The organism is Mycobacterium sp. URHB0021, from assembly GCF_054057895.1.
The window spans coordinates 4,818,540-4,840,617 of the sequence record NZ_JBSRZT010000002.1 but is presented as its reverse complement, the minus strand read 5'-3'; the positions used below and the strand labels follow the sequence as shown (position 1 = coordinate 4,840,617).

The following is a 22,078-nucleotide window of genomic DNA, read 5'->3' as shown; positions in this document are numbered from 1 at the left end:
TGTTTTTGTGCACAGGCTGGTGGTTGGTGGGGTATTTTCGTTGTGGTGTGCGCCTAGATTCGATCGTGTGTTCGATGAGTTGGTGGCGGCGGCCAGCGTGCCGGGTGGCGGTGTGGTGGGGGCGTGGGCGCGGGTGGAGAACGCGGCGTGCGCCCGCAAGCTGGCGGCGATGGCCGATGGGCTCGCGCGGCGGTGGGGCGCCGAGGGCAGCGCCGAGCGCGAGCAGTGGTGTCTGGACAACTGGGATGCGGTGTGCGCCGAGATCGGCGCGGCGTTCAATGTGTCGTTGGGGGTGGCCTCGCATCAGCTGACGCTGGCCTGGGCGCTGCGGGAGCGGTTGCCGCGGGTGGGTGAGGTGTTCACCGCCGGACTGATTTCTGCTCGGCTGGTCCACACCATCGTCTACCGCACCGCCCTGATCACCGACCCGGATGCCCGCCCCAAGGTCGACATCGAGATCGCCGCCCAGGCCGTGGGGTGGGGGCCGTGGTCGGTGGCCAGGACCGAACGGGCCCTCGATGAACTGGTGGACCGTCACGACCGGCAGGCGCTGCGGCGGTGGGAACGCCGGGCCCGGGGCCGCCACTTCGACGTGCTCGACGGTGCGGGGGGTGCCGGCACGGCCGGGGTGGAGGGGGTGTTGTTCGCCCCGGACGCCGCGGTGCTGGATCAGCGTCTGGCGGTGATGGCCGCCGCGGTGTGCGCCGCGGATCCGCGCACCGGCCAGCAGCGCCGCGCCGACGCGCTGGGCGCGTTGGGCCGCGGCCAGGACCACCTCGCCTGCCTGTGCGGGGCGACGGCGTGCCCGGCCGGCGGCGGGGGCGGCCCATCGGCGGCGGCGGTGGTGGTGCATGTGATCGCCGAGGCCGACAGCCTGACCGACGACACCCCGGCCCTACTCGACGGGGCCCCGCCGGCGCCGGACCGAGCCGCCCCACCGCTGCGGGAGCAGACCCCGGCCGAGGCGCTGACCGAACCGACCCCGCCGGCCCCGAGCGCAACCGCGCATACCAGCCCGGCGGTGATCGTGGGCGGTGGGCTGCTGCCCGCGCCGCTGCTGGCGGCCAAGGTGGCCGGCGCGGCCACCCTCCGGCGGCTGGTCCATCCCGGCGCCGCGGGGCCCGAACCGCGCTACACCCCGTCGCGGGCGTTGGCCGATTTCGTGCGCTGCCGGGATCTGACGTGCCGGTTCCCGGGCTGTGAGGAACCCGCCTACATCTGCGACCTCGACCACACCATCGCCTACCCGGCCGGCCCGACCTGCGCCTCGAACCTGAAATGTTTATGCCGAAAACACCACCTGCTCAAAACGTTCTGGGACTGGTCAGACCGCCAGCTACCCGACGGCACCGTGCAATGGACAGCCCCCAGCGGCCAGACCTACACCACCCACCCCGGCAGCCGGCTACTGTTCCCCACCCTGTGCACACCCACCACACCCATCAATGCGCCGGCCGCGCGGGTCGATATGCCCGCCGCGGACTGGCCATGCCCCGACGCACCCGCACCCGTGCACAGAACCGCGCCCACCGCATCCAAGCCCAACGCCGACTCAACAACGAGCACGCCGCCGAACACAACAAGCCCCCACCCTTCTGACCGCAGGGATCGGACAGCTACGCGGAGGCGACGGCGAAGAGCTGCCACTCGCCGGGCACGCCCTTGAGTTGGTGTGCGCCGCGGTCGTCGAAATCGCCTCCGGATCCGATCACGAGATCGCCCAAGGTACTCGACACGAGCACGTCGTTCGGCCCTGCCAACGCGCTCACCCGCGCGCCGATGTGCACCGCGATCGCGCCGATGTCATCACCGCGAACCTCGCACTCGCCGTGCCAACCGCCTCCAAGCCGATCGCCAACCGAACAATGGTCACGTCGCCGAACGCAACAAGCCACACCCTTCTATGGGGCTGCTGTCAGAGGACTGCGCGCCGAGCTGTGCCAGCACGTCGCCGATGGATGCCCCGCCGAGGAGATCCGCGACCTCGAGGTCGTGGTCGAACTCGACCTTGACGCGGCGGCGGAACTCGAGTGCCTGCAACGAATCAAGGCCGATCGCGACCATCGTGACCGTGGTATCGATCGAATCCACGCCGTCGATACCGACGGTTCTCGCGTCTCCAGCACCGATGGCGCCTTGGCCAAGTCAAGGCCGCGACGATCGCGTTGCGCGAAGCGGTGTCATTCCCGAGGCGAACGCATCGGCGGGAGCCATCGGCGCGACGCCGATATCGGGCAGCATCGCCGACCCCGAGCCGTCGAGGTGAACGTCCCAGTAACCCACTGCCCGACAATGCAGTCCAGTCCCTGGGATCGGAGTTGGATCGCCATCGCGTCCAGCATCCGATTGCCCGCGGCGTATAGCGCCAGACCGCGCCCGCCCACCGACGCCGCGATGGAAGAGCGCAGCAGAATCCGGCTCTCCTCGGTGCGCGGGTACATCGCGAGCACCAGGGCAATGCCGACACCTTGGCCCGTAGCGCCTGACAGGCCTTCGACGGTGATGTGCTCCAGTTCGACCCCCGAATACTCGATGGCGGCGTGATGATCAGATCTCTCAGCGGTAATCGAGGTGCTCACGGCCAGCTGCGCGAGATTTCGGGTGAACTCGCTTAGGCCCGTCGCCATCCGGGTCGACGTCAGCGACCGCCACTCGTGAGCGTTCGTCGGCCACCGCGCCGAGGTTCTCCTGGATCGCCACCGTAAGCGTGGGATATTCTGACAATTCGACGAAAGCGTCGACGTCGAGCCGGGTCGCGGCCGTCATCCCCCTTGTCGAAACGAACGGTGTTGCGCAGGTTGAGGAACCAGTAATCCGCGAGCGGCAGGTTATTCGTGATCGGGCCGCCGAGGGTGAAGCCGATAGACGGGGTCTCCGTGTCGAGGAACGCCGGATTGTCCAGTCGCCGTGTCAGGGTGGCCCGAGATGCCGACCATGTTGCGGAGTTGACTACCGACAGCTGCGCCCAGCCAGGGCGCGCCTTGGACCTGCTGGCCGAGAACGCACTCTCCGAAGTCCGCACGGCGTCGGCGTCCACCGAAACCGAACGGGCGCTGTACGAGGTGTTCGAAGAGCACTTCGGCGTCGTGCCACACATCGACGACGACTTCTTCTCGCCCGGGCTGGACCGCATCCCGGCCACCTCGATGGTCAGCAAGGCCCGCCGGCGCGGTCTGGCGTTGAGCCCAAGAACGATGATGACAGATAGCACTATTCGCGCGCTGGCGGCAATCGACGCGTCGGCCGGCCCCGACACCGATGTCGAGAGCGCCGACTACGGTGAGGTGAAGCCGTTTCCGATGGTGTCCTGGTTGTGTGAGCGGGGGAACTATCGTCGTTTCACCCACAATGTCCTGCTCCGGCCGCCGTCCGACGTCGACCGCGCATCCATTGCCACGATGTGCAGTTACTCCTCGATGGGCACGACACTCTGCCGTCGACCCTGACCGACACTCCGGAACCGCGCCGGAAATGACGAATTGTACTCGGCGATCGGTCAATCGGCGCGAGAGATCGACCCTCACGCGGACGCGATGGTGTGGGCGGTGTGATTATCGGATGCCGAGAGTGTTACTGCTCGCCGCGCATCACCTGACGGTGGACGTGGTGTCGTGGCACGTCATGCTCGGTGACGTCACCAAGACATGGCACGCGATGAATTTCGGCCTCGCGCCGAAGAATGCAGCAGGAGTTCACCTCGTACCGCCGCTGGTCGGACATGATGTCGCGACGCGCGGACTCGCCCGGAGGTTCGGGCGCAGTGGGAATGCTGGCTCGATCAGATCCGCGCACCCGACCCCGCGCTGGGCGTTCGGGCCCCGACCCCACCCGTAACACCTGGTCCACTCTGCGCGTCACCCGGATGGTCACACCGGCCCAGCTCACCGGGCGGTGCTGGCCTCGCTCACCAGAGATGTAGGTGTGCGCGAGTCTCTGCTGGCCGCAACGGCGATGACGGTCGCGAGCTGGCGCCGCGCCCGTCAGCAGGATCCGGGGGCGGCCGTCGCCCCGTTCCGATCGGTGATCACCGGCCTTCGTGAAGTCCCGAACGATGGTGTGGACTACGGGCCCCTTCGCTATGTCGGTCGGGTGCCGGAGTTAGCCGCCGAACCACAGATCCAGTTCAGCTACCTGGGCCGCCTGGACCTGGCGGCGCCGCCGATCGACGGTGGTCGCTGCGCACCGAGCGCTATCTCGACACTCTTCCGATCGATGCCGAACCCGAACTGCTCTTGCGATTTGCCATGCATATCAGCTTCCTCGTCGCCGCCACCCGCGACGGCTCGCAGCTGATCACCGACGTGCGATGGAGCGATGCCCTGTTCGCGGCCGCCGACATCGACGCCTCGACCCATCTCTGGCAGCGCAGCATCGCAGCGCTCGCAGGCGGCTTGGCACAGGCGATCACCCGCTGAACGGATTCGTTTCACATCGGCGTTCAGTCAGTGTGTGAGCACTAGGCGAAACCGACGTATTACCAAGGCGCAGCAGCCATCCGCGTGCCACCATAGCCTGGCGGATCTCTGACCGTAGTCAGGCAGATGACCGCGGAAAGAGTGGCGCAGGTCCGGCGCTTCAACCGCACCGTTACCGCGCGGATCGGCGCCCTCAACGACAACTACCTGGCGAGCGACCGCCCGCTGGGGCAGAACCGCGTGCTGTGGGAGATCGGCACCGACGGGATCGACATCCGGTCACTGCGCACCCGCCTCGATCTGGACTCCGGCTACGCGAGCCGGTTGCTGCGCGCTCTGGAGACCAGCGGGCTGATCACCGTCGAGCAGATCGCCGCCGACGGCCGGGTGCGTACCGCACGCCTCACCGAGGCGGGGCGGCGTGAACTCGCGGTGCTGGATCAGCGCTCCGACGAGGCCGCGGCCGCGATCCTCCGGCCGCTCAACGAACTGCAGCGCGACCGGCTCGTCACCGCCATGGCCGAGGTGGAACGTCTCCTGATCGCCTCCACCGTCGAGGTCAACGAGTGCGACCCGACCAACCCCGACGCCCGATACTGCCTAGGCACCTACTACTCCGAGTTGGCTGTGCGGTTTCGTGAGGGCTACGACCCCGCGACCAGCCCGGTCGGGGATGCGGAGATGACGCGGCCCAACGGAGTGCTGCTCGTCGCGACACTGCTGGACAGGCCGGTCGGCTGCGGTGCGCTCGTGTTCCAGCCCGACGATGTGGCGTTGGTGAAGCGGATGTGGGTGTCGCCCGAAGTCCGCAGGATCGGGTTGGGTCGGCGCCTGCTGATCGAACTGGAGGATCACGCGCGCTCGACGGGAATGCGGTTGATGCGTCTGGAGACGACGGGCGTGCTCACTGAGGCCATGCGGATGTACCGGACATCCGGGTATCGCGAAGTGGCGCCGTTCGGCAACGAGCCGTATGCCGACCATTGGTTCGAAAAACCACTGTGAATTATGTAACGCTCGAGTCGGGCCGATTGACTCCATCGGTGGAGGCCGGAGAGGAGCCGCAATGGGTGACGGGCACGACGATGTCTACGTGAATGCCCGCCGGCAACTCCGCGGTGTCGCGGAGAGCCTGATCGCCGGTCCGCAGTACCGGGCGGCGGGCACGGTCCGGTTGGCCGTGCGTGCCGACGGTTTCACCGGCGTGGCCATCCCGCTTGCCGTGCACGGCACCGACATGGTCTTCCCCAACGGCAGCGTGCCGCTGGCGGGTCCGGTGCGCGAGATAGCGGAAATCGCCGGGGTCGACGCCGGCCCGCCCGAGGGCGTGTACCGAACCGTCGACCCGTTGCCCATCGACGCCGCGCTCGACATCGATGCCGCCAGCGCGGAGTGGGTCCACCGCAGTCATCACGCCGGCGGGCATGCGATCAAAAACGCGTTGCCCGAATCGCATCCCGTGCTCTGGCCGGAGCACTTCGACGTCGCCGCGACCGAGCTCGAGGTCAACTACGGTGTCTCGGCCGGCGATGACTACCATCCGACGCCCTATGCGTATGTCGGGCCGTGGAAGCCCCTGCAGAAGCCGAGCGGGCCGTTCTGGAATGCCCCGTTCGGCGCGCTGTACCCACTGAACCCCGCACACGATGCCGATGCACTCACCCTGCGGATCGCCGATTTCTTCGAGCGTGGTCGCCGGGAACTGGCCAAGCGGTCGTGATCGCCCGGTCGTTTGCAGTGACCCACATACTGGGAACAGACTGGTAGAGCGCAACGTTAGGAGAGACGTGGCTACCAAAGACATCACCGCCGTACAGTTCAACGACACCATCACCGACAACGAGATCGTGCTGGTGGATTTTTGGGCGTCGTGGTGCGGCCCGTGTAAGGCATTTGCTCCCACGTTTGCGGCCTCATCCGAGCAACACCCCGATGTGGTGTACGCGAAGGTCGACACCGAGGCCGAACAGGACCTCGCCGCCGCTGCCGACATCCGGTCCATCCCGACGCTGATGGCGTTCAAAAAGGGCAAGCTGGTGTTCAACCAGGCCGGCGCCTTGCCTCCGGCGGCCCTCGAGGATCTGGTGCAGCGGGTCAAGGAGTTCGACATCGACGCCGCGATCGCCGCCGAGAGCAACGGCCAAGCCGAGTAGGGCCGGGCACGCGCTAGCGTGCTGTGCGTGACCTGGCAAAACGATCGAAACCACTTCGTCCTCATCGACCACCCCCGGCCGGGGGTGGCGCTGGTGACACTGAATCGTCCCGAGCGGATGAATTCCATGGCGTTCGACGTCATGGTTCCGCTGAAGGCGGTGCTGGACGAGTTGACCCATGACAACTCCGTGCGCGTCGTCGTGCTGACCGGCGCCGGCCGCGGGTTCTCCTCCGGCGCCGACCACAAGTCGGCGGGCTCGGTGCCGCACATCGAGGGGTTGACGCGGCCCACCTTCGCCCTCCGGTCGATGGAGGTACTCCATGACGTCATCCTGGCGCTGCGCAAGATGCACCAGCCGGTGATCGCGGCGGTGAACGGCGCCGCCATCGGCGGGGGTCTGTGCCTGGCGCTGGCATGCGATATCCGAGTCGCGGCGGCCGGCGCTTATTTCCGCGCGGCCGGCATCAACAACGGGCTGACCGCCAGCGAGCTGGGCCTGTCCTATCTGCTGCCCCGGGCGATCGGGACGTCGCGGGCTTTCGAACTGATGCTGACCGGCCGCAATGTCGATGCCGACGAGGCGGCCCGTATCGGGCTGGTCTCGCAGGCGGTCTCCGACGACGACCTGCTCTCCGTTTGCTATCAGATGGCCGATCGGGTCGCTTCGTTCTCCAGGCCCGGAATCGAGTTGACCAAGCGCACACTGTGGAGTGGACTGGACGCCGGTAGCCTGGAGGCGCATATGCAAGCCGAAGGCCTAGGACAACTTTTCGTCCGTTTGCTCACCGCCAACTTCGAGGAAGCGGTCGCGGCGCGTGGCGAAAAGCGCGCCCCGGTCTTCACCGACGACAAGTGACGACAGAAATGAGGAGTGCCGCGTGATCACCGCAACGGACCTGGAGGTCCGCGCCGGCGCGCGCACACTGCTGTCCACCGACGGCGCCGCGCTGCGAGTGCAGCCCGGCGATCGCATCGGGCTGGTCGGGCGCAACGGCGCGGGCAAGACCACCACCATGCGCATCCTGGCCGGCGAGGGCGAGCCGTATGCCGGCACGATCACGCGGACCGGGGAAATCGGTTATCTCCCACAGGATCCGAGAGAGGGCGATCTTGACGTACTGGGCCGCGACCGCGTCCTGTCCGCCCGCGGCCTCGACACGTTGCTCGCCGATCTGGAGAAGCAACAGGCGCTGATGGCCGAAGTGGCCGACGACGCCATCCGTGACCGGGCGGTGCGCCGCTACGGCCAGCTCGAGGAACGGTTCGCCGCCCTGGGGGGCTACGCCGCCGAGAGTGAGGCCGGCCGCATCTGCGCGAGTCTTGGCCTGCCCGAACGTGTTCTGACCCAGCCGCTGCGCACGCTGTCCGGCGGCCAGCGCAGGCGTATCGAGCTGGCCCGAATCCTGTTCGCCGCATCCGAGACAGGGGCGGGCTCGGCCACCACGCTGCTGCTCGATGAACCGACCAACCACCTCGACGCCGACTCGCTGGGTTGGCTGCGGGAGTTCCTCCGTGGCCATACCGGTGGCCTCGTGGTGATCAGCCACAACGTCGATCTGCTGGCCGACGTGGTGAACCGGGTGTGGTTCCTCGATGCCGTGCGCGGTGAGGCCGACGTCTACAACATGGGCTGGCAGAAATACCTCGATGCGCGGGCCACCGACGAGCAGCGCCGCCGCCGCGAGCGGGCCAATGCCGAGCGCAAGGCCACGGCGCTGCGCACCCAGGCGGCCAAGATGGGCGCCAAGGCGACCAAAGCCGTTGCCGCACAGAACATGCTCCGGCGCGCCGACCGGATGATTGCCGCGCTGGACGAGGAACGGGTGGCCGACAAGGTGGCGCGGATCAAGTTTCCGACTCCCGCGCCCTGCGGCCGCACGCCGCTGGTGGTCAAGGGCCTGACCAAGAACTACGGGTCGCTCGAGGTGTTCACGGGCGTCGACCTGGCCATCGACCGCGGATCCCGCGTGGTGGTGCTCGGCCTCAACGGCGCGGGGAAGACCACGCTGCTGCGGCTGCTCGCCGGGACGGAGAGGCCCGATGCCGGTGAGATGGAGCCGGGACACGGGCTGAAGATCGGTTACTTCGCGCAGGAGCACGACACACTCGACGACACCGCGACGGTCTGGCAGAACATCCGCCACGCCGCCCCCGACACCGGCGAACAGGATCTGCGAGGACTGTTGGGCGCGTTCATGTTCAGCGGTCCGCAGCTGGATCAGCCGGCCGGCACGCTGTCGGGCGGCGAGAAGACCAGGCTGGCACTGGCCGGCCTGGTGGCGTCGACCGCCAACGTATTGCTGCTCGACGAGCCGACGAACAACCTTGATCCCGCGTCGCGGCAGCAGGTGCTCGACGCGCTGCGCAGTTATGTCGGCGCCGTCGTGCTGGTGACCCACGATCCCGGTGCCGCCGAGGCGCTCGACCCCCAGCGAGTGGTGTTGCTGCCCGACGGAACCGAGGATTTCTGGTCCGACGACTACCGGGATCTGATCGAATTGGCCTGAGCCGATTTGCGAACCGTTTCGCCAAATCCGCCCGTCCGCGATTGAACGCTTTCTACGCTGGGTATGCGTCGGGGCATCAAGAGCGGGGAGGTGCCAGCCCAAATGACGATGAAGAAGTTGAGCAAATCTCGGGAGGAAGTGCTGACCGAGTTGCGGAGCGCGTACGAGGGGGGTGCGAGCATCCGCACGCTGGTTGCGTCGACCGGCCGCTCATATGGTTCGGTTCACAGCATGCTGCGTGAATCGGGAACCACCATGCGCAGCCGCGGCGGCCCGAATCATCGCAGCCGGCGCGCCAGCTGACTGTCACTGCTGCCGCAGCGAGGCCTCGACGAGGTCGAGCACGGCACTGAGCTTTTCGGGTTCATCGCCGGAGGCGAGTCGCGCCACCAAGCCGTCCAGTACCAAGTCGAGGTACGTCTGGAGAACTGGGCTGGGAACGTCGTCGCGCAAACGGCCGGCCTGCTTCTGGCGGCGAAGCCGGCCCGTGGTGGCCGCGGACAATTCCGCTGACCGCTCGGACCAACCGCGATGGAACTCCGGATCGTTGCGCAGCTTGCGGGCGATCTCCAGTCGCGTCGCCAGCCAGTCGAACTGATCGGGCGCGGCGAGCATATCGCGCATCACCTGGATCAGACCTTCGCGCGACGCGACTTCGGCCATCCGTTCGGCATCCTCGTGCGCGAGTTCGAAGAACAGCGTGTCCTTGTCGCGGAAGTGGTGGAAGATGGCGCCACGCGACAGCCCGATGGTCTGCTCGAGCCGCCGCACGGTCGCCTTCTCGTAGCCGTACTCGGCGAAGCACCGCCGGGCGCCGTCCAGGATCTGGCGGCGGCGGGCCGCCAGATGATCGTCGGTGACCCTGGGCAACGGAGTGGTTCTCTTCCGACTACTGGGTCTTCAGCATGTTGCGCAGAACGTACTGCAGGATGCCGCCGTTGCGGTAGTAGTCGGCCTCCCCGGGCGTGTCGATGCGCACCACCGCGTCGAACTCGGTGACCTTGCCGTCCTGCTTGGTCGCCTTGACCTTCACCGTCTTCGGCGTCTTGCCCTCGTTCAGCGCCTCGATGCCGGTGATGTCGTAGATCTCGGTGCCGTCGAGCTTGAGACTCGACGCAGATTCCCCTTCGGGGAACTGCAGCGGGATCACGCCCATCCCGATCAGGTTGGAGCGGTGGATGCGCTCGAACGATTCCGTGATCACCGCGCGCACACCCAGCAGGCTGGTCCCCTTCGCGGCCCAGTCACGTGACGAGCCGGAGCCGTACTCCTTGCCGCCCAGCACGACCAGCGGAATGCCCTGTGCCGCATAGTTTTGTGCCGCGTCGTAGATGAACGCCTGCTCGCCGTCGTTGGTGAAGTCACGGGTATAACCACCGGACACGTCATCGAGCAACTGGTTGCGCAACCGGATGTTGGCGAAGGTGCCCCTGATCATCACCTCGTGGTTACCGCGCCGCGAACCGTAGGAGTTGTAGTCCTTGCGGTCCACGCCGTGCTCGTCGAGGTACTGCGCCGCGGGCGTGCCCGGCTTGATGCTCCCTGCGGGGGAGATGTGGTCAGTGGTGACCGAATCGCCCAGCAGCGCCAGCACTCTGGCGCCGGTGATGTCGGTGACCGCGTCCGGCTCGGCGGGCATCCCGTCGAAGTACGGCGGCTTGCGCACATACGTCGAGTTCGTGTCCCAATCGAAGGTGTTGCCGCTCGGCGTCGGCAGGTTGCGCCAGCGCTCGTCGCCCTTGAACACATCCGAGTAGTTCTTCACGAACATCTCGGTGCTGATCGCCGAGGCGATGGTGTCGTCGATGTCCTTCTGCGACGGCCAGATGTCCTTCATGAAGACGTCGTTGCCCGCCTCGTCTTTGCCCAGCGGATCGGACTCGAAATCGAAGTCCATGGTGCCCGCCAGGGCGTAGGCGATGACCAGGGGCGGCGACGCGAGATAGTTCATCTTCACGTCGGGGTTGATCCGGCCCTCGAAGTTGCGGTTGCCCGACAGCACTGCGGCAACCGACAGATCGCAGTCGTTGATGGCCTTGCTGATCTCATCGGGCAGCGGACCGGAGTTGCCGATGCACGTGGTGCACCCGTACCCCACCAGGAAGAAGCCCAGCTTCTCCAGATACGGCCACAGCCCGGCCTTGTTGTAGTAATCGGTGACGACCTGCGAACCGGGCGCCATCGTGGTCTTCACCCACGGCTTGGACACCAGGCCTTTCTCGACGGCATTCTTGGCCAGCAGTGCCGCGCCGAGCATCACCTCCGGGTTGGACGTGTTGGTGCACGACGTGATCGCCGCGATCACCACCGCGCCGTGGTCGAGAATGAACTCGCCGCGCCCCTCGCACTGCACATCGACCGGATGGCTCGGCCGGCCGTTGGAATGGAGCGCCGCCGAGGGTACCGCGGCGTCGTTGTCGTCGAACGACAGCACCGCCGGGTCGCTGGCCGGGAACGACTCCTCGACCGCCTCGTCGAGCTTGGTGTGGGGGACGGGGTTCTCCGCTGATTTTTCTACGTAGTTGTGAATGTCCTTGCGGAAGGCGTTCTTCGCGTCGGTCAGCTGGATGCGGTCCTGCGGGCGCTTTGGCCCGGCGATGGACGGCACCACATCGGAGAGGTCCAGCTCGATGTACTCGGAGAACTTCGGCTCGCGCGAGGGGTCGTGCCACAGGCCCTGTTCCTTGGCATACGCCTCGATCAACGCGAGATGATCGTCGCTGCGGCCGGTCATCCGCAGATAGTCGATGGTGACCTCGTCGATCGGGAAAATCGCTGCGGTGGAGCCGAATTCGGGGCTCATATTGCCGAGTGTGGCGCGGTTGGCCAGCGGCACCTCGGCCACACCCTCGCCGTAGAACTCGACGAACTTGCCGACCACACCGTGCTTGCGCAGCATCTCGGTGACGGTGAGCACCACGTCGGTAGCGGTCACACCCGCCTTGCGCTCGCCGGAGAGCTTGAACCCGACGACTCGCGGGATCAGCATCGACACCGGCTGGCCCAGCATGGCGGCCTCGGCCTCGATACCGCCGACGCCCCAGCCCAGCACGCCGAGGCCGTTCTCCATCGTCGTGTGCGAGTCGGTGCCCACGCAGGTGTCCGGGTATGCGACACGGATCTCATCACCCGCCCCTGCTTCGCCCGCCCGACCGCGCTCCATCACCACGCTGGCCAGGTACTCGATGTTGACCTGGTGCACGATGCCCGTGCCGGGCGGCACCACCTTGAAGTCATTGAAGGCACCCTGCCCCCAGCGCAGGAACTGGTAGCGCTCGCCGTTGCGCTCGTACTCGATCTCCACGTTGCGCTCGAAGGCGTCCGCGCGGCCGAACAGGTCGGCGATCACCGAGTGGTCGATCACCAGGTCGGCGGGGGCGAGGGGATTGACCTTCTCGCGGTCGCCGCCCAGGTCGCCGACGGCCTCGCGCATGGTGGCGAGGTCGACGATGCACGGCACCCCGGTGAAGTCCTGCATGATCACCCGCGCCGGCGTGAACTGGATCTCGATACTCGGGTCGGCCGAGGGATCCCAGTTCGCGATCGCTTCGATGTGATCCTTGGTGATATTGGCGCCGTCCTCGGTCCGCAGCAGATTCTCGGCGAGCACCTTCAGGCTGTAGGGAAGCTTCTCGGTGCCCGGCACCGCGTCCAGACGATAGATCTCGTAGCTGTTGTCTCCGACTTTGAGGGTGTCTCGGGCCCCAAATGAATTGACCGAATTCTTGCTGCTCACATCAACTCCCGGTTAGATCTCGCCGCGACGGGCTGTGTCGGCGGCGCCAACGATTCTAACAGTACGCTTGTCCTGCAAAGCAACCCAGGGGTGGTTGCGTCCGGTCTCCACCCTGTCTCGACAGGCGCGTGCTGACACCCGCATACCCGCTATTGGGTTACCGTGCCACCTGTGACCGGACCGCACGTGATCCCGTTCCTTCCGACCTACATTCCGGTGGACGTGGACATCAATCAGGTGAAGGCCGACGTGGCAGGCACCGGTGTCAGTGTGCCGCCGGCCGACGCGGCCGATGTGCCGGCCCTGCGTCAGGTGGTGGAAGAGGCGCGCAAAGAAGGCATCGATCTCAAGATCGTGGTGATCGAGCACAATCCGCCCATCGACACGCCGCTGCGCGACATCGCCACCGAGGTCGGCCAGGCCCATCCCGGCTCGACGGTGCTGGCGATCAGCCCGTCGTTCGTCGGAACGTTCAGTCCGACGTTCGATCGGGTGACCCTCGAAGCGGGCCAGGATGTCGCCAAGACCGGTGATCCGGTGCAGTCGTCGAAGAATTTCCTGGGCGAGTTGACAACGCCCCATTTCCCCTGGACGGCATTCACAATCGTCGTCGTGTTGGGTGTACTGGCAGCGGCCGTCGCCACCCGTTTCCTGCAGGTTCGTGGCAAAAGGGCGCCTGCGGTCGAGGAGCCGTCAAACTCCACCGAGTGAGCGGTCAACGGCTGCCGGCAAATTCGAACATCACCATTCGGTAACGCCTTATTCAATTACATTCTTGTAATTCGTGACTAAAGTTTCTTTAGCGTCAGTTGTGACGTACGGTGCAATCGGTAGCTGATGTTGCAGTTGTGTTATTAGTGACTTCTGCGCAAAGGCGCCCCACGAATGTGCCTGCACGTTCGCGCCGAGCCTTTAGGAGACTTGAGTCGGATGAGACGCATACCTGGCGCCTCTGCTTCGCGGCTTTGCGGGCGGGTCTGCGCGATTCCGTTGACAATCGGCTTGCTGCTTGCGACACCGGGACTGGCGGTCGCTCAGCCGAACAGTCCCGACGGCCTGGCGAGTCTGGTCGCCGCCGTCGCCGACGCCGACCAGAAACTTCAGGACGTCGGTGCCGCCATCCAGGCCAAGGAGGAGAGCGTCAACAAGGCGATCGTCGACGTGCAGACCGCACGGGACAACGCCGCCGCGGCGCAGCGCGAAGTCGATGCCAGCCAGCAGCGCGTCGAGGAGGCCGACACCGCGATCGCGGATGCACAGAAGCGATTCGACGTATTCGCCGCCGCGACGTATGTCAACGGACCGTCCGACTCCTATCTGACAGCGACCGACCCGGCCGACATCGTCAAGACCGCGGCGGCCGGACAAACGCTGTCGCTGTCCGCGCAGCAGGTGGTGGCGAACCTGCAGCGCGCCCGCACCGAGCAGGTGAACAAGGAGTCTGCCGCGCGACTGGCCAAGGAGAATGCCGACCGGGCCGTCGCAGATGCCGAGGCCAGCCAGCAGACGGCGGTGTCGGCGTTGACCGACGCGCGACAGACTTTCCAGGCGCAGCAGGCGGATCTGGATCGGTTGACGGCCGAGCGGTCGGAGGCCCAAGCCCGGCTCGACGAGGCGCGCAACTGGTCGGCGCCGGCAGCCACGCCGCGCGCCGCCCAACCGGTCGCCGCCCAACCGGCCCCGGCACCTGCCGGAAACGCATCGGCTGACTGGGATCGCGCACCGGCCGGTCGAGACCCCGCCACCGGGAACTGGGCGACTCCGTGGGATCCGACGCTGCCGGCCATTCCGAGCGCCTTCGTCAGCGGCGACCCGATCGCGATCATCAACACCATCCTCGGGATCGCGCAGAGTTCGGCGCAGGCCACTCAGCAGATGGGCCGCACCTTCCTGCAGAAGCTCGGCATCCTGCCCACCCCCAGCGGCTTCACGAACGGCGCGATTCCCCGCGTCTACGGCAGGGACGCTTCGGAATACGTCATCCGGCGCGCCATGTCGCAGATGGGCGTTCCGTACTCCTGGGGTGGCGGCAACGCGGCCGGACCCAGCAACGGCATCGATTCCGGTGCGGGCACGAGGGGATTCGATTGCTCCGGGCTGATCCTCTACGCGTTCGCCGGCGTCGGGATCAAGCTCGACCACTACTCGGGGTCGCAGTACAACGCGGGCCGCAAGATCCCGTCGTCGCAGATGCGGCGCGGTGACGTCATCTTCTACGGGCCCGGCGGCAGCCAGCACGTGACCCTCTACCTCGGCAACGGCCAGATGCTCGAGGCCCCGTACACCGGGTCGGTGGTCAAGGTCTCACCCGTGCGCACGAGCGGCATGACACCGTACGTCGTCCGCTACATCGAATACTGATTGCGGGGATTGTTTTGCGGCACAGGCTAGTCCGTTGGTTCCAGCTGTTCGCGCTGCTGATCGCCGCCGTTGCTCTGTCGCTGGGCGCCGCGGTGGCGATGAGTCCGCTCAGCCTCGCGGCTCCCGATGACGGTCAATGGGATCCGACGCTGCCCAAGCTGATCAGTTCGGGGGCTCCGGGGGACCCGCTGGCCATCGCCAACGCGTCACTGCAGGCGACGTCGCAGGCCACCCAGGTGACCATGGACCTGGGTCGAAAGTTCCTCAGCACCTTGGGACTTGCCCCGCCGGAAGCCAGTGCCGGGCTCAACCCCGGCCGGGTGCGCGGTCCTCAGGCGATCGAGTACGTGATCCGCCGGGGTGGATCGCAGATAGGCGTCCCCTACTCGTGGGGCGGTGGGAAACCCACCGGTCCGACCACCGGGGTCGACTCCGGCGCCAATACCGTCGGGTTCGACTGCTCGGGCCTCACGCAATACTCGTTCGCCGGCGTCGGGGTGCTGATCCCGAAGTACTCCGGCGATCAGTACAACACCGGTCGCAAGGTGCCGATCTCGCAGGCCAAGCGCGGGGATCTGCTCTTCTGGGGGCCCGGCGGTAGCCAGCACGTCGCGCTGTATCTCGGCGGCGGACGGATGCTGGAGGCATCGGGGAGCGGCACCAGGGTCAAGGTGAGCCCGGTCCGTACCGCGGGGCTGCAGCCGTATGCCGCGCGGATTATCGAATCCTGAGCAGGACCTGAGCTGAGCCTGAGCGCAAGAGTTGAATGCGCTTCGGCGGGGCGGCTCACCCCCGGGCAACGTCGACGGATTCCTAAGTGCCTGGAATAGTTGACGACGAACGTGTGGCCAACTTTGGCCGGCGCCGCTTCGACCAGCGTCGTTACGAGAGCACGCGGCGGTGCCGCGAATGGATGTGGAAGGACCGTTGATGACCTCACCGAGTGGGCCGCCGCAGGGCGCTGGAGGATATTCCAGCCAAGGCCCGGCGCAGGGCTACCCACAGGGTTCGCACGCCCCGGCCACCAACCCGGCGTCGTCCAACAACGGCGGACTGCAGCAGGAAGTCCACATGCTGGAGCGGGCCATCTTCGAGGTCAAGCGGATCATCGTCGGCCAGGACCAGCTGGTCGAGCGGATGCTGGTCGGTTTGCTCGCCAAGGGCCATGTGTTGCTCGAGGGCGTGCCAGGTGTGGCCAAGACGCTCGCTGTCGAGACCTTCGCCAAGGTGGTCGGCGGAACGTTCGCCCGCATTCAGTTCACCCCCGACCTGGTGCCCACCGACATCGTCGGTACCCGCATCTACCGCCAGGGCAAGGAGGAGTTCGACATCGAACTCGGTCCGGTGGTGGTGAACTTCCTGCTGGCCGACGAGATCAACCGCGCGCCGGCAAAGGTGCAGTCGGCGCTGCTCGAGGTGATGGCCGAGCGGAAGATCTCGATCGGCGGCAAGACGTTCCCGCTGCCCGCTCCGTTCCTGGTGATGGCCACCCAGAACCCGATCGAGCAGGAAGGTGTCTACGCACTGCCCGAGGCGCAGCGCGACCGCTTCCTGTTCAAGCTGAACATCGACTACCCGTCGCCGGAGGAAGAGCGCGAGATCATCTACCGGATGGGCGTCAAGCCGCCGGAGCCCAAGCAGATCCTCGCGCCGGGCGACCTGCTGCGACTCCAGGACGTCGCTGCCAACAACTTCGTCCATCACGCGCTGGTGGACTATGTGGTGCGCGTGGTGACCGCCACCCGCACGCCCGAGAAGTTCGGCATGCCCGACGCCAAGGCCTGGATCGCCTACGGCGCCTCGCCGCGTGCCTCGCTCGGCATCATCGCCGCGGCTCGTGCGCTGGCGCTCGTCCGTGGACGTGACTACGTCATCCCGCAGGACGTCGTCGAGGTCATCCCCGACGTGCTGCGGCACCGGTTGGTGCTGACGTACGACGCGTTGGCCGACGAAATCTCGGCGGAGACCGTGATCGGCAGAATTCTGCAGACGGTCGCCCTTCCGCAGGTGAATGCCATTCCGCAGCAAGGTCATTCGGTGCCGCCCGTCGTACCCGCCGCTGCGGCCGCGGCCGGAAATCGGTGACCAGTTCCCGGCGTGCGGTCGACCTGCCGTCCCTTAAGCGCGGTGAGATCCGAGACCCCGCACTGACGGCGGCGCTGCGCAAGCTCGAGCTGACGGTGCGCCGCAAGCTCGACGGTGTGCTGCACGGCGACCATCTGGGACTGCTCCCCGGTCCGGGCTCCGAGCCGGGGGAGTCGAGGATCTACCAGCCCGGCGACGACGTCCGCCGGATGGACTGGTCGGTGACGGCACGCACGACCCATCCGCACGTCCGCCAGATGATCGCCGACCGTGAGCTGGAGACCTGGCTGGTGGTCGACATGTCGGCCAGCCTCGACTTCGGCACCGCGGGTTGCGAGAAACGCGACCTGGCGGTGGCGGCGGCCGCGGCGATCACGTTTCTCAACAGCGGTGGCGGCAACCGGATCGGTGCGATCATCGCCAACGGCGACGCCGTGCGGCGCGTGCCGGCGCTGTCGGGCCGCATGCACGAACAGGAGCTGCTGCGGACCATCGCCACCATGCCCCAGGCGCCGACCGGCGTGCGCGGCGACCTGGCGGCCGCCATCGATGCGCTGCGGCGACCCGAACGCCGTCGCGGCATGGCGGTGATCATCAGCGACTTCCTCGGACCGATCAACTGGATGCGCCCGCTGCGTGCCATCGCCGCCCGGCACGAGGTGCTCGGCATCGAGATCCTCGACCCGCGTGACGTCGAACTGCCTGATGTCGGCGACGTGATCCTGCAGGATCCCGAATCCGGGGTCACCCGCGAGTTCACCATCGACGAGCAGCTCCGCACCGACTTCGAGAAGGCCGCCGCAGCGCACCGCGCCGAAGTGGCCAGGACCCTACGGCGCTGCGATGCCCCGCTGCTGTCGCTGCGCACCGACCGTGACTGGATCGCCGACGTGGTCCGGTTCGTGGCGAGTCGCCGGCGCGGAGCGATGGCCGGCCGATGAGCGCTTGCGCGAAGAGCAGACAGACGCCGATGAGCGCTTGCGCGAAGAGCAGACAGACGCCGATGAGCGCTTGCGCGAAGAGCAGACAGACGCCGATGAGCGCTTGCGCGATGAGCAGACAGACGCCGATGAGCGCTTGCGCGAAGAGCAGACAGACGCCGATGAGCGCTTGCGCGACGCAATCGACTGAAATGACAACTGGCACATGACATTACCGTTGCTCGGCCCGATGACGCTGACGGGTTTCGAACACGCTTGGTTCTTCCTCTTCCTGCTCGTGGTGCTCGGCCTGATCGGGCTGTACATCGTCGTGCAACTGGCACGGCAGCGGCGCATGCTGCGCTTCGCGAACATGGAGCTGCTGGAAAGCGTGGCGCCCAAACGTCCGTCGCGCTGGCGGCACCTGCCCGCGATTCTGCTGGTGTTGTCGCTGCTGCTGTTCACGGTGGCGATGGCGGGCCCCACCCACGATGTCCGGATTCCGCGAAATCGGGCGGTGGTGATGCTGGTGATCGACGTATCCCAATCGATGCGCGCCACCGATGTGTCGCCCAACCGGCTGGCCGCCGCGCAGGAGGCGGCCAAACAGTTCGCCGATCAGCTCACCCCGGGCATCAACCTGGGTCTGATCGCTTACGCAGGCACGGCCACCGTGCTGGTCTCGCCGACCACCAACCGCGATGCGAGCAAGGCCGCCATCGACAAGCTGCAGCTCGCCGACCGCACCGCGACCGGTGAGGGTATCTTCACCGCGCTTCAGGCCATCGCCACGGTCGGCGCCGTGATCGGCGGCGGTGACGCGCCGCCGCCGGCGCGCATCGTGCTGATGTCCGATGGCAAGGAGACCGTGCCGTCAAACCCCGACAACCCCAAGGGCGCGTACACCGCGGCCCGAACGGCCAAGGACCAGGGCGTGCCCATCTCGACGGTGTCCTTCGGAACCCCCTACGGCTACGTCGAGATCAACGATCAGCGCCAGCCGGTGCCCGTCGACGACGAGATGCTCAAGAAGATCGCCGAGCTGTCCGGCGGCGAGTCCTACAGCGCCTCGAGCCTCGAGCAGCTCAAGGAGGTGTTCACCAATCTGCAGGAGCAGATCGGCTACGAGACCCGCAAGGGTGACGCCAGCGCGGGCTGGCTGCGGCTGGGGGCGCTGGTCCTCGCGCTGTCCGCGGTGGCCGCGCTGCTGATCAACCGGCGCCTGCCGAACTAAGGCGATTTCTTAAGAACAAGGGTCAGGCACTAAGTTGGCGGGCATGACTGTCACGGACAAATCAGCCGAGACCTCTGGCCAAAACGCCGGTGGGCGTCCGTCGTTCGTCTCCCGTTCGGTGCTGGTGACCGGTGGAAACCGCGGCATCGGCCTGGCCATCGCGCGGCGACTCGCCGCCGACGGACACAAGGTCGCCGTGACCCACCGCGGCTCCGGCACCCCCGACGGCCTCTTCGGTGTGGTCTGCGATGTCACCGACAACAAGGCCGTCGACCGTGCCTTCAGCGAGATCGAGGAGCACCAGGGTCCGGTCGAGGTGCTGGTGTCCAACGCCGGCATCTCCGCCGACGCATTCCTCATGCGGATGACCGAAGAGAGATTCGAGAAGGTCATCGACGCGAACCTCACCGGGGCGTTCCGGGTGGCGCAGCGGGCATCCCGCAGCATGCAGCGCAGGCGCTTCGGCCGGATGATCTTCGTGGGTTCGGTCTCCGGTACCTGGGGCATCGGCAACCAGGCCAATTACGCGGCCTCCAAGGCCGGTCTGATCGGTATGGCCCGCTCGATCTCCCGCGAGCTGTCAAAGGCAGGAGTGACCGCCAACGTGGTGGCCCCGGGCTACATCGACACCGAGATGACCCGTGCACTGGACGAGCGGATCCAGGCGGGGGCACTGGATTTCATTCCGGCCAAGCGGGTCGGAACCGCCGAGGAGGTCGCCGGCGTGGTCAGCTTCCTGGCATCGGAGGACGCCAGCTATATCTCCGGTGCGGTCATCCCGGTCGACGGCGGCATGGGCATGGGCCACTAGACATGGCCCCAGAAAGGACTGACATGGCAGGGTTTCTCGAAGGCAAGCGCATCCTCGTCACGGGGATCATCACCGACGCGTCGATCGCATTCCACATTGCGCGCGTGGCCCAGGAAGCGGGCGCGGAACTGGTGCTGACCGGTTTCGACCGGCTGCGGCTGATCCAGCGCATCGCCGATCGCCTACCCAAGCCGGCTCCGCTGCTGGAACTCGACGTGCAGAACGAGGAGCACCTCGCCACCCTGGCCGACCGTGTCGTTGAGGTGATCGGCGAGGGCAACAAGCTCGACGGCGTGGTGCACTCGATCGGCTTTATGCCCCAGACCGGCATGGGTATCAACCCGTTCTTCGACGCCCCGTACGAGGACGTGGCCAAGGGCATCCACATCTCGGCCTACTCGTACGCCTCGCTGGCCAAGGCGCTGCTGCCGATCATGAACCGGGGCGGCGGGATCGTCGGCATGGATTTCGACCCGACGCGTGCGATGCCCGCCTACAACTGGATGACGGTGGCCAAGAGCGCCCTGGAGTCGGTGAACCGGTTCGTCGCCCGCGAGGCGGGCCCATACGGCGTGCGCTCCAATCTTGTTGCCGCAGGGCCGATCCGGACACTCGCGATGAGTGCCATCGTCGGCGGTGCGCTCGGTGACGAAGCGGGCGCTCAGATGCAGCTGCTGGAAGAGGGCTGGGATCAGCGGGCCCCGCTCGGATGGAACATGAAGGACCCGACACCGGTCGCGCGGACCGTGCTCGCCCTGGTCTCCGACTGGCTGCCCGCCACCACCGGGACAGTCGTCTACGCCGACGGTGGCGCCAGCACGCAATTGCTCTGACGAATGGACCACCCGCCTTTTGATGCCGTCCTGCTGCTGTCGTTCGGCGGGCCGGAGGGCCCCGAGCAGGTGATGCCGTTCCTGGAGAACGTGACTCGCGGCCGAGGTATCCCGCGGGAACGGCTCGCCGCGGTCGCCGAGCATTATCTGCACTTCGGCGGGGTTTCGCCGATCAACGGGATAAACCGCGCCTTGATCGAACGGCTGCGCGCCGAATTGCCAGAGCTGCCGGTGTACTTCGGCAACCGCAACTGGGAGCCCTACGTCGAGGACGTGGTCACGGCCATGCGCGACAACGGAGTCGGCCGGGCGGCGGTGTTCACCACCTCGGCCTGGGGCGGGTACTCCGGCTGCACCCAGTACGTCGAGGACATCGCCAGAGGCAGGAAGGCCGCGGGGGCTGCCGCGCCCGAGCTGGTCAAATTGCGCCAGTACTTCGACCATCCGTTGTTCGTCGAGATGTTCGCGGAAGCGGTCGCCGCGGCGGCCCAGACCCTGCCCGGCGAGTTGCGTGCCGACGCCCGGCTGGTGTTCACCGCGCACTCGATTCCGGATGCGGCCCGATCCCGCTGTGGTGCAGACCTTTACCGTCGCCAGGTGGGCTATGCGTCGGGGCTGGTGGCCGCCGCCGCAAATTATGCCGACTACGACCAGGTGTGGCAGTCGCGCTCCGGGCCTCCGCAGGTGGCGTGGCTGGAACCCGATGTCGCCGACCATCTGTCGACGCTGGCCGACGCGGGCACCAAGGCCGTCGTCATCTGTCCGATCGGCTTCGTCGCCGACCACATCGAGGTGGTGTGGGACCTCGACCACGAGCTCCGGTCGCAGGCCGAGCGGGCCGGCGTCGCGTTCGCCCGCGCTGGCACGCCGAACGCCGATCCCCGGTTCGCCCGACTGGCCGCCGATCTCATCGACGAGGCGCGGCACGGGCGTCTGCCGTCTCGCGTTCGGGGGCCGGATGCACCGCCGCTACAGGGCTTTTCGATCAACGGCGAGGTGTGCACTCCCGCCTGTGGCTGAC

The 22,078-nt window shown here is 67.0% G+C and carries 24 protein-coding genes and 2 pseudogenes; 20 read left to right on the top strand and 6 right to left on the bottom strand.

What is annotated here, in order from left to right; all coding sequences use genetic code 11:
- Positions 1–67: 67 nt before the first annotated feature.
- Positions 68–1,599, top strand: a pseudogene (locus tag ACVWWN_RS26140) (DUF222 domain-containing protein).
- A gap of 17 nt (positions 1,600–1,616) precedes the next feature.
- On the opposite strand, the pseudogene ACVWWN_RS26135 reads toward ACVWWN_RS26140, so the two are convergent.
- From ACVWWN_RS26135 to ACVWWN_RS26120, 4 genes and pseudogenes are all read right to left on the bottom strand, one after another.
- Positions 1,617–1,838: pseudogene (locus ACVWWN_RS26135) on the bottom strand (adenylate/guanylate cyclase domain-containing protein); the annotation flags it as partial.
- 31 nt (positions 1,839–1,869) lie between these two features.
- Entirely contained in the window at positions 1,870–2,091 is a 222-nt protein-coding gene (locus ACVWWN_RS26130; RefSeq protein WP_457146440.1) for an acyl carrier protein, read from the bottom strand.
- 89 nt (positions 2,092–2,180) lie between these two features.
- Complete coding sequence (locus ACVWWN_RS26125) at positions 2,181–2,579, bottom strand: KR domain-containing protein (protein ID WP_457146439.1); 399 nt, start codon at positions 2,577–2,579, stop codon at positions 2,181–2,183.
- Positions 2,557–2,766: a hypothetical protein gene (locus ACVWWN_RS26120; protein WP_457146438.1), complete on the bottom strand. Its 210-nt coding sequence runs from the start codon at positions 2,764–2,766 to the stop codon at positions 2,557–2,559. The genes ACVWWN_RS26125 and ACVWWN_RS26120 overlap by 23 nt, the downstream gene beginning before the upstream one ends.
- A gap of 179 nt (positions 2,767–2,945) precedes the next feature.
- Here ACVWWN_RS26120 and ACVWWN_RS26115 point away from each other — a divergent pair, with 179 nt between their 5' ends.
- The 9 genes from ACVWWN_RS26115 to ACVWWN_RS26075 all read left to right on the top strand — a co-directional run bounded on the left by ACVWWN_RS26115 (position 2,946) and on the right by ACVWWN_RS26075 (position 9,380).
- The gene (locus ACVWWN_RS26115) at positions 2,946–3,446 is read left to right on the top strand and encodes a phosphopantetheine-binding protein (RefSeq protein ID WP_457146437.1); all 501 of its coding nucleotides are present in this window, start codon (positions 2,946–2,948) and stop codon (positions 3,444–3,446) included.
- A 112-nt stretch (positions 3,447–3,558) separates the two neighbouring features.
- Positions 3,559–3,834: a hypothetical protein gene (locus tag ACVWWN_RS26110; RefSeq protein ID WP_457146436.1), complete on the top strand. Its 276-nt coding sequence runs from the start codon at positions 3,559–3,561 to the stop codon at positions 3,832–3,834.
- 410 nt (positions 3,835–4,244) lie between these two features.
- Positions 4,245–4,415: a hypothetical protein gene (locus tag ACVWWN_RS26105; protein WP_457146435.1), complete on the top strand. Its 171-nt coding sequence runs from the start codon at positions 4,245–4,247 to the stop codon at positions 4,413–4,415.
- Positions 4,416–4,541: 126 nt separating this feature from the next.
- Entirely contained in the window at positions 4,542–5,420 is an 879-nt protein-coding gene (locus ACVWWN_RS26100; protein WP_457146434.1) for a bifunctional helix-turn-helix transcriptional regulator/GNAT family N-acetyltransferase, read from the top strand.
- 61 nt (positions 5,421–5,481) lie between these two features.
- A complete protein-coding gene (locus ACVWWN_RS26095; protein ID WP_457146433.1) occupies positions 5,482–6,135 on the top strand; it encodes a hypothetical protein in 654 nt (217 codons plus the stop codon).
- A 67-nt stretch (positions 6,136–6,202) separates the two neighbouring features.
- Complete coding sequence (gene trxA, locus ACVWWN_RS26090) at positions 6,203–6,568, top strand: thioredoxin (protein WP_457146432.1); 366 nt, start codon at positions 6,203–6,205, stop codon at positions 6,566–6,568.
- An 18-nt stretch (positions 6,569–6,586) separates the two neighbouring features.
- Positions 6,587–7,426, top strand: a complete 840-nt coding sequence (locus tag ACVWWN_RS26085; RefSeq protein WP_457146431.1) for an enoyl-CoA hydratase — start codon at positions 6,587–6,589, stop codon at positions 7,424–7,426.
- A 22-nt stretch (positions 7,427–7,448) separates the two neighbouring features.
- Entirely contained in the window at positions 7,449–9,077 is a 1,629-nt protein-coding gene (locus ACVWWN_RS26080; protein WP_457146430.1) for an ABC-F family ATP-binding cassette domain-containing protein, read from the top strand.
- Between the two features lie 108 nt (positions 9,078–9,185).
- Positions 9,186–9,380, top strand: a complete 195-nt coding sequence (locus tag ACVWWN_RS26075; protein WP_457149286.1) for a helix-turn-helix domain-containing protein — start codon at positions 9,186–9,188, stop codon at positions 9,378–9,380.
- Positions 9,381–9,383: 3 nt separating this feature from the next.
- Here the strand turns inward: ACVWWN_RS26075 and ACVWWN_RS26070 are convergent, their stop codons facing one another.
- Both ACVWWN_RS26070 and ACVWWN_RS26065 read right to left on the bottom strand, forming a co-directional pair.
- Complete coding sequence (locus ACVWWN_RS26070; protein WP_457146429.1) at positions 9,384–9,947, bottom strand: TetR/AcrR family transcriptional regulator; 564 nt, start codon at positions 9,945–9,947, stop codon at positions 9,384–9,386.
- 19 nt (positions 9,948–9,966) lie between these two features.
- Positions 9,967–12,813 carry an aconitate hydratase gene (locus ACVWWN_RS26065; protein ID WP_457146428.1) on the bottom strand — a complete coding sequence of 949 codons (2,847 nt, stop codon included), beginning with the start codon at positions 12,811–12,813 and terminating at the stop codon, positions 9,967–9,969.
- A 171-nt stretch (positions 12,814–12,984) separates the two neighbouring features.
- Here ACVWWN_RS26065 and ACVWWN_RS26060 point away from each other — a divergent pair, with 171 nt between their 5' ends.
- The 10 genes from ACVWWN_RS26060 to ACVWWN_RS26015 all read left to right on the top strand — a co-directional run bounded on the left by ACVWWN_RS26060 (position 12,985) and on the right by ACVWWN_RS26015 (position 22,077).
- Positions 12,985–13,524, top strand: coding sequence for an Rv1476 family membrane protein (locus ACVWWN_RS26060; protein WP_457146427.1), 540 nt, complete (start codon positions 12,985–12,987; stop codon positions 13,522–13,524).
- Between the two features lie 219 nt (positions 13,525–13,743).
- Positions 13,744–15,174 (top strand): NlpC/P60 family peptidoglycan endopeptidase RipA, encoded by a 1,431-nt coding sequence (gene ripA / locus ACVWWN_RS26055; protein WP_457146426.1) that lies wholly within the window; start codon positions 13,744–13,746, stop codon positions 15,172–15,174.
- Positions 15,175–15,272: 98 nt separating this feature from the next.
- A complete protein-coding gene (gene ripB, locus ACVWWN_RS26050; RefSeq protein WP_457149285.1) occupies positions 15,273–15,905 on the top strand; it encodes an NlpC/P60 family peptidoglycan endopeptidase RipB in 633 nt (210 codons plus the stop codon).
- A gap of 199 nt (positions 15,906–16,104) precedes the next feature.
- Positions 16,105–17,259 (top strand): chaperone MoxR1, encoded by a 1,155-nt coding sequence (gene moxR1, locus ACVWWN_RS26045; RefSeq protein WP_457146425.1) that lies wholly within the window; start codon positions 16,105–16,107, stop codon positions 17,257–17,259.
- Positions 17,256–18,200 (top strand): DUF58 domain-containing protein, encoded by a 945-nt coding sequence (locus ACVWWN_RS26040; RefSeq protein ID WP_457146424.1) that lies wholly within the window; start codon positions 17,256–17,258, stop codon positions 18,198–18,200. Before moxR1 ends, ACVWWN_RS26040 begins: the two co-directional genes overlap by 4 nt.
- Before the next feature lie 4 nt (positions 18,201–18,204).
- Entirely contained in the window at positions 18,205–18,390 is a 186-nt protein-coding gene (locus ACVWWN_RS26035; protein WP_457146423.1) for a hypothetical protein, read from the top strand.
- 15 nt (positions 18,391–18,405) lie between these two features.
- A complete protein-coding gene (locus tag ACVWWN_RS26030) occupies positions 18,406–19,413 on the top strand; it encodes a VWA domain-containing protein (protein ID WP_457146422.1) in 1,008 nt (335 codons plus the stop codon).
- Positions 19,414–19,456: 43 nt separating this feature from the next.
- Entirely contained in the window at positions 19,457–20,224 is a 768-nt protein-coding gene (fabG1, locus tag ACVWWN_RS26025; protein WP_457146421.1) for a 3-oxoacyl-ACP reductase FabG1, read from the top strand.
- Between the two features lie 23 nt (positions 20,225–20,247).
- A complete protein-coding gene (inhA, locus tag ACVWWN_RS26020) occupies positions 20,248–21,057 on the top strand; it encodes an NADH-dependent enoyl-ACP reductase InhA (protein ID WP_457146420.1) in 810 nt (269 codons plus the stop codon).
- A gap of 3 nt (positions 21,058–21,060) precedes the next feature.
- Positions 21,061–22,077 carry a ferrochelatase gene (locus ACVWWN_RS26015; protein ID WP_457146419.1) on the top strand — a complete coding sequence of 339 codons (1,017 nt, stop codon included), beginning with the start codon at positions 21,061–21,063 and terminating at the stop codon, positions 22,075–22,077.
- Position 22,078: the final 1 nt, after the last annotated feature.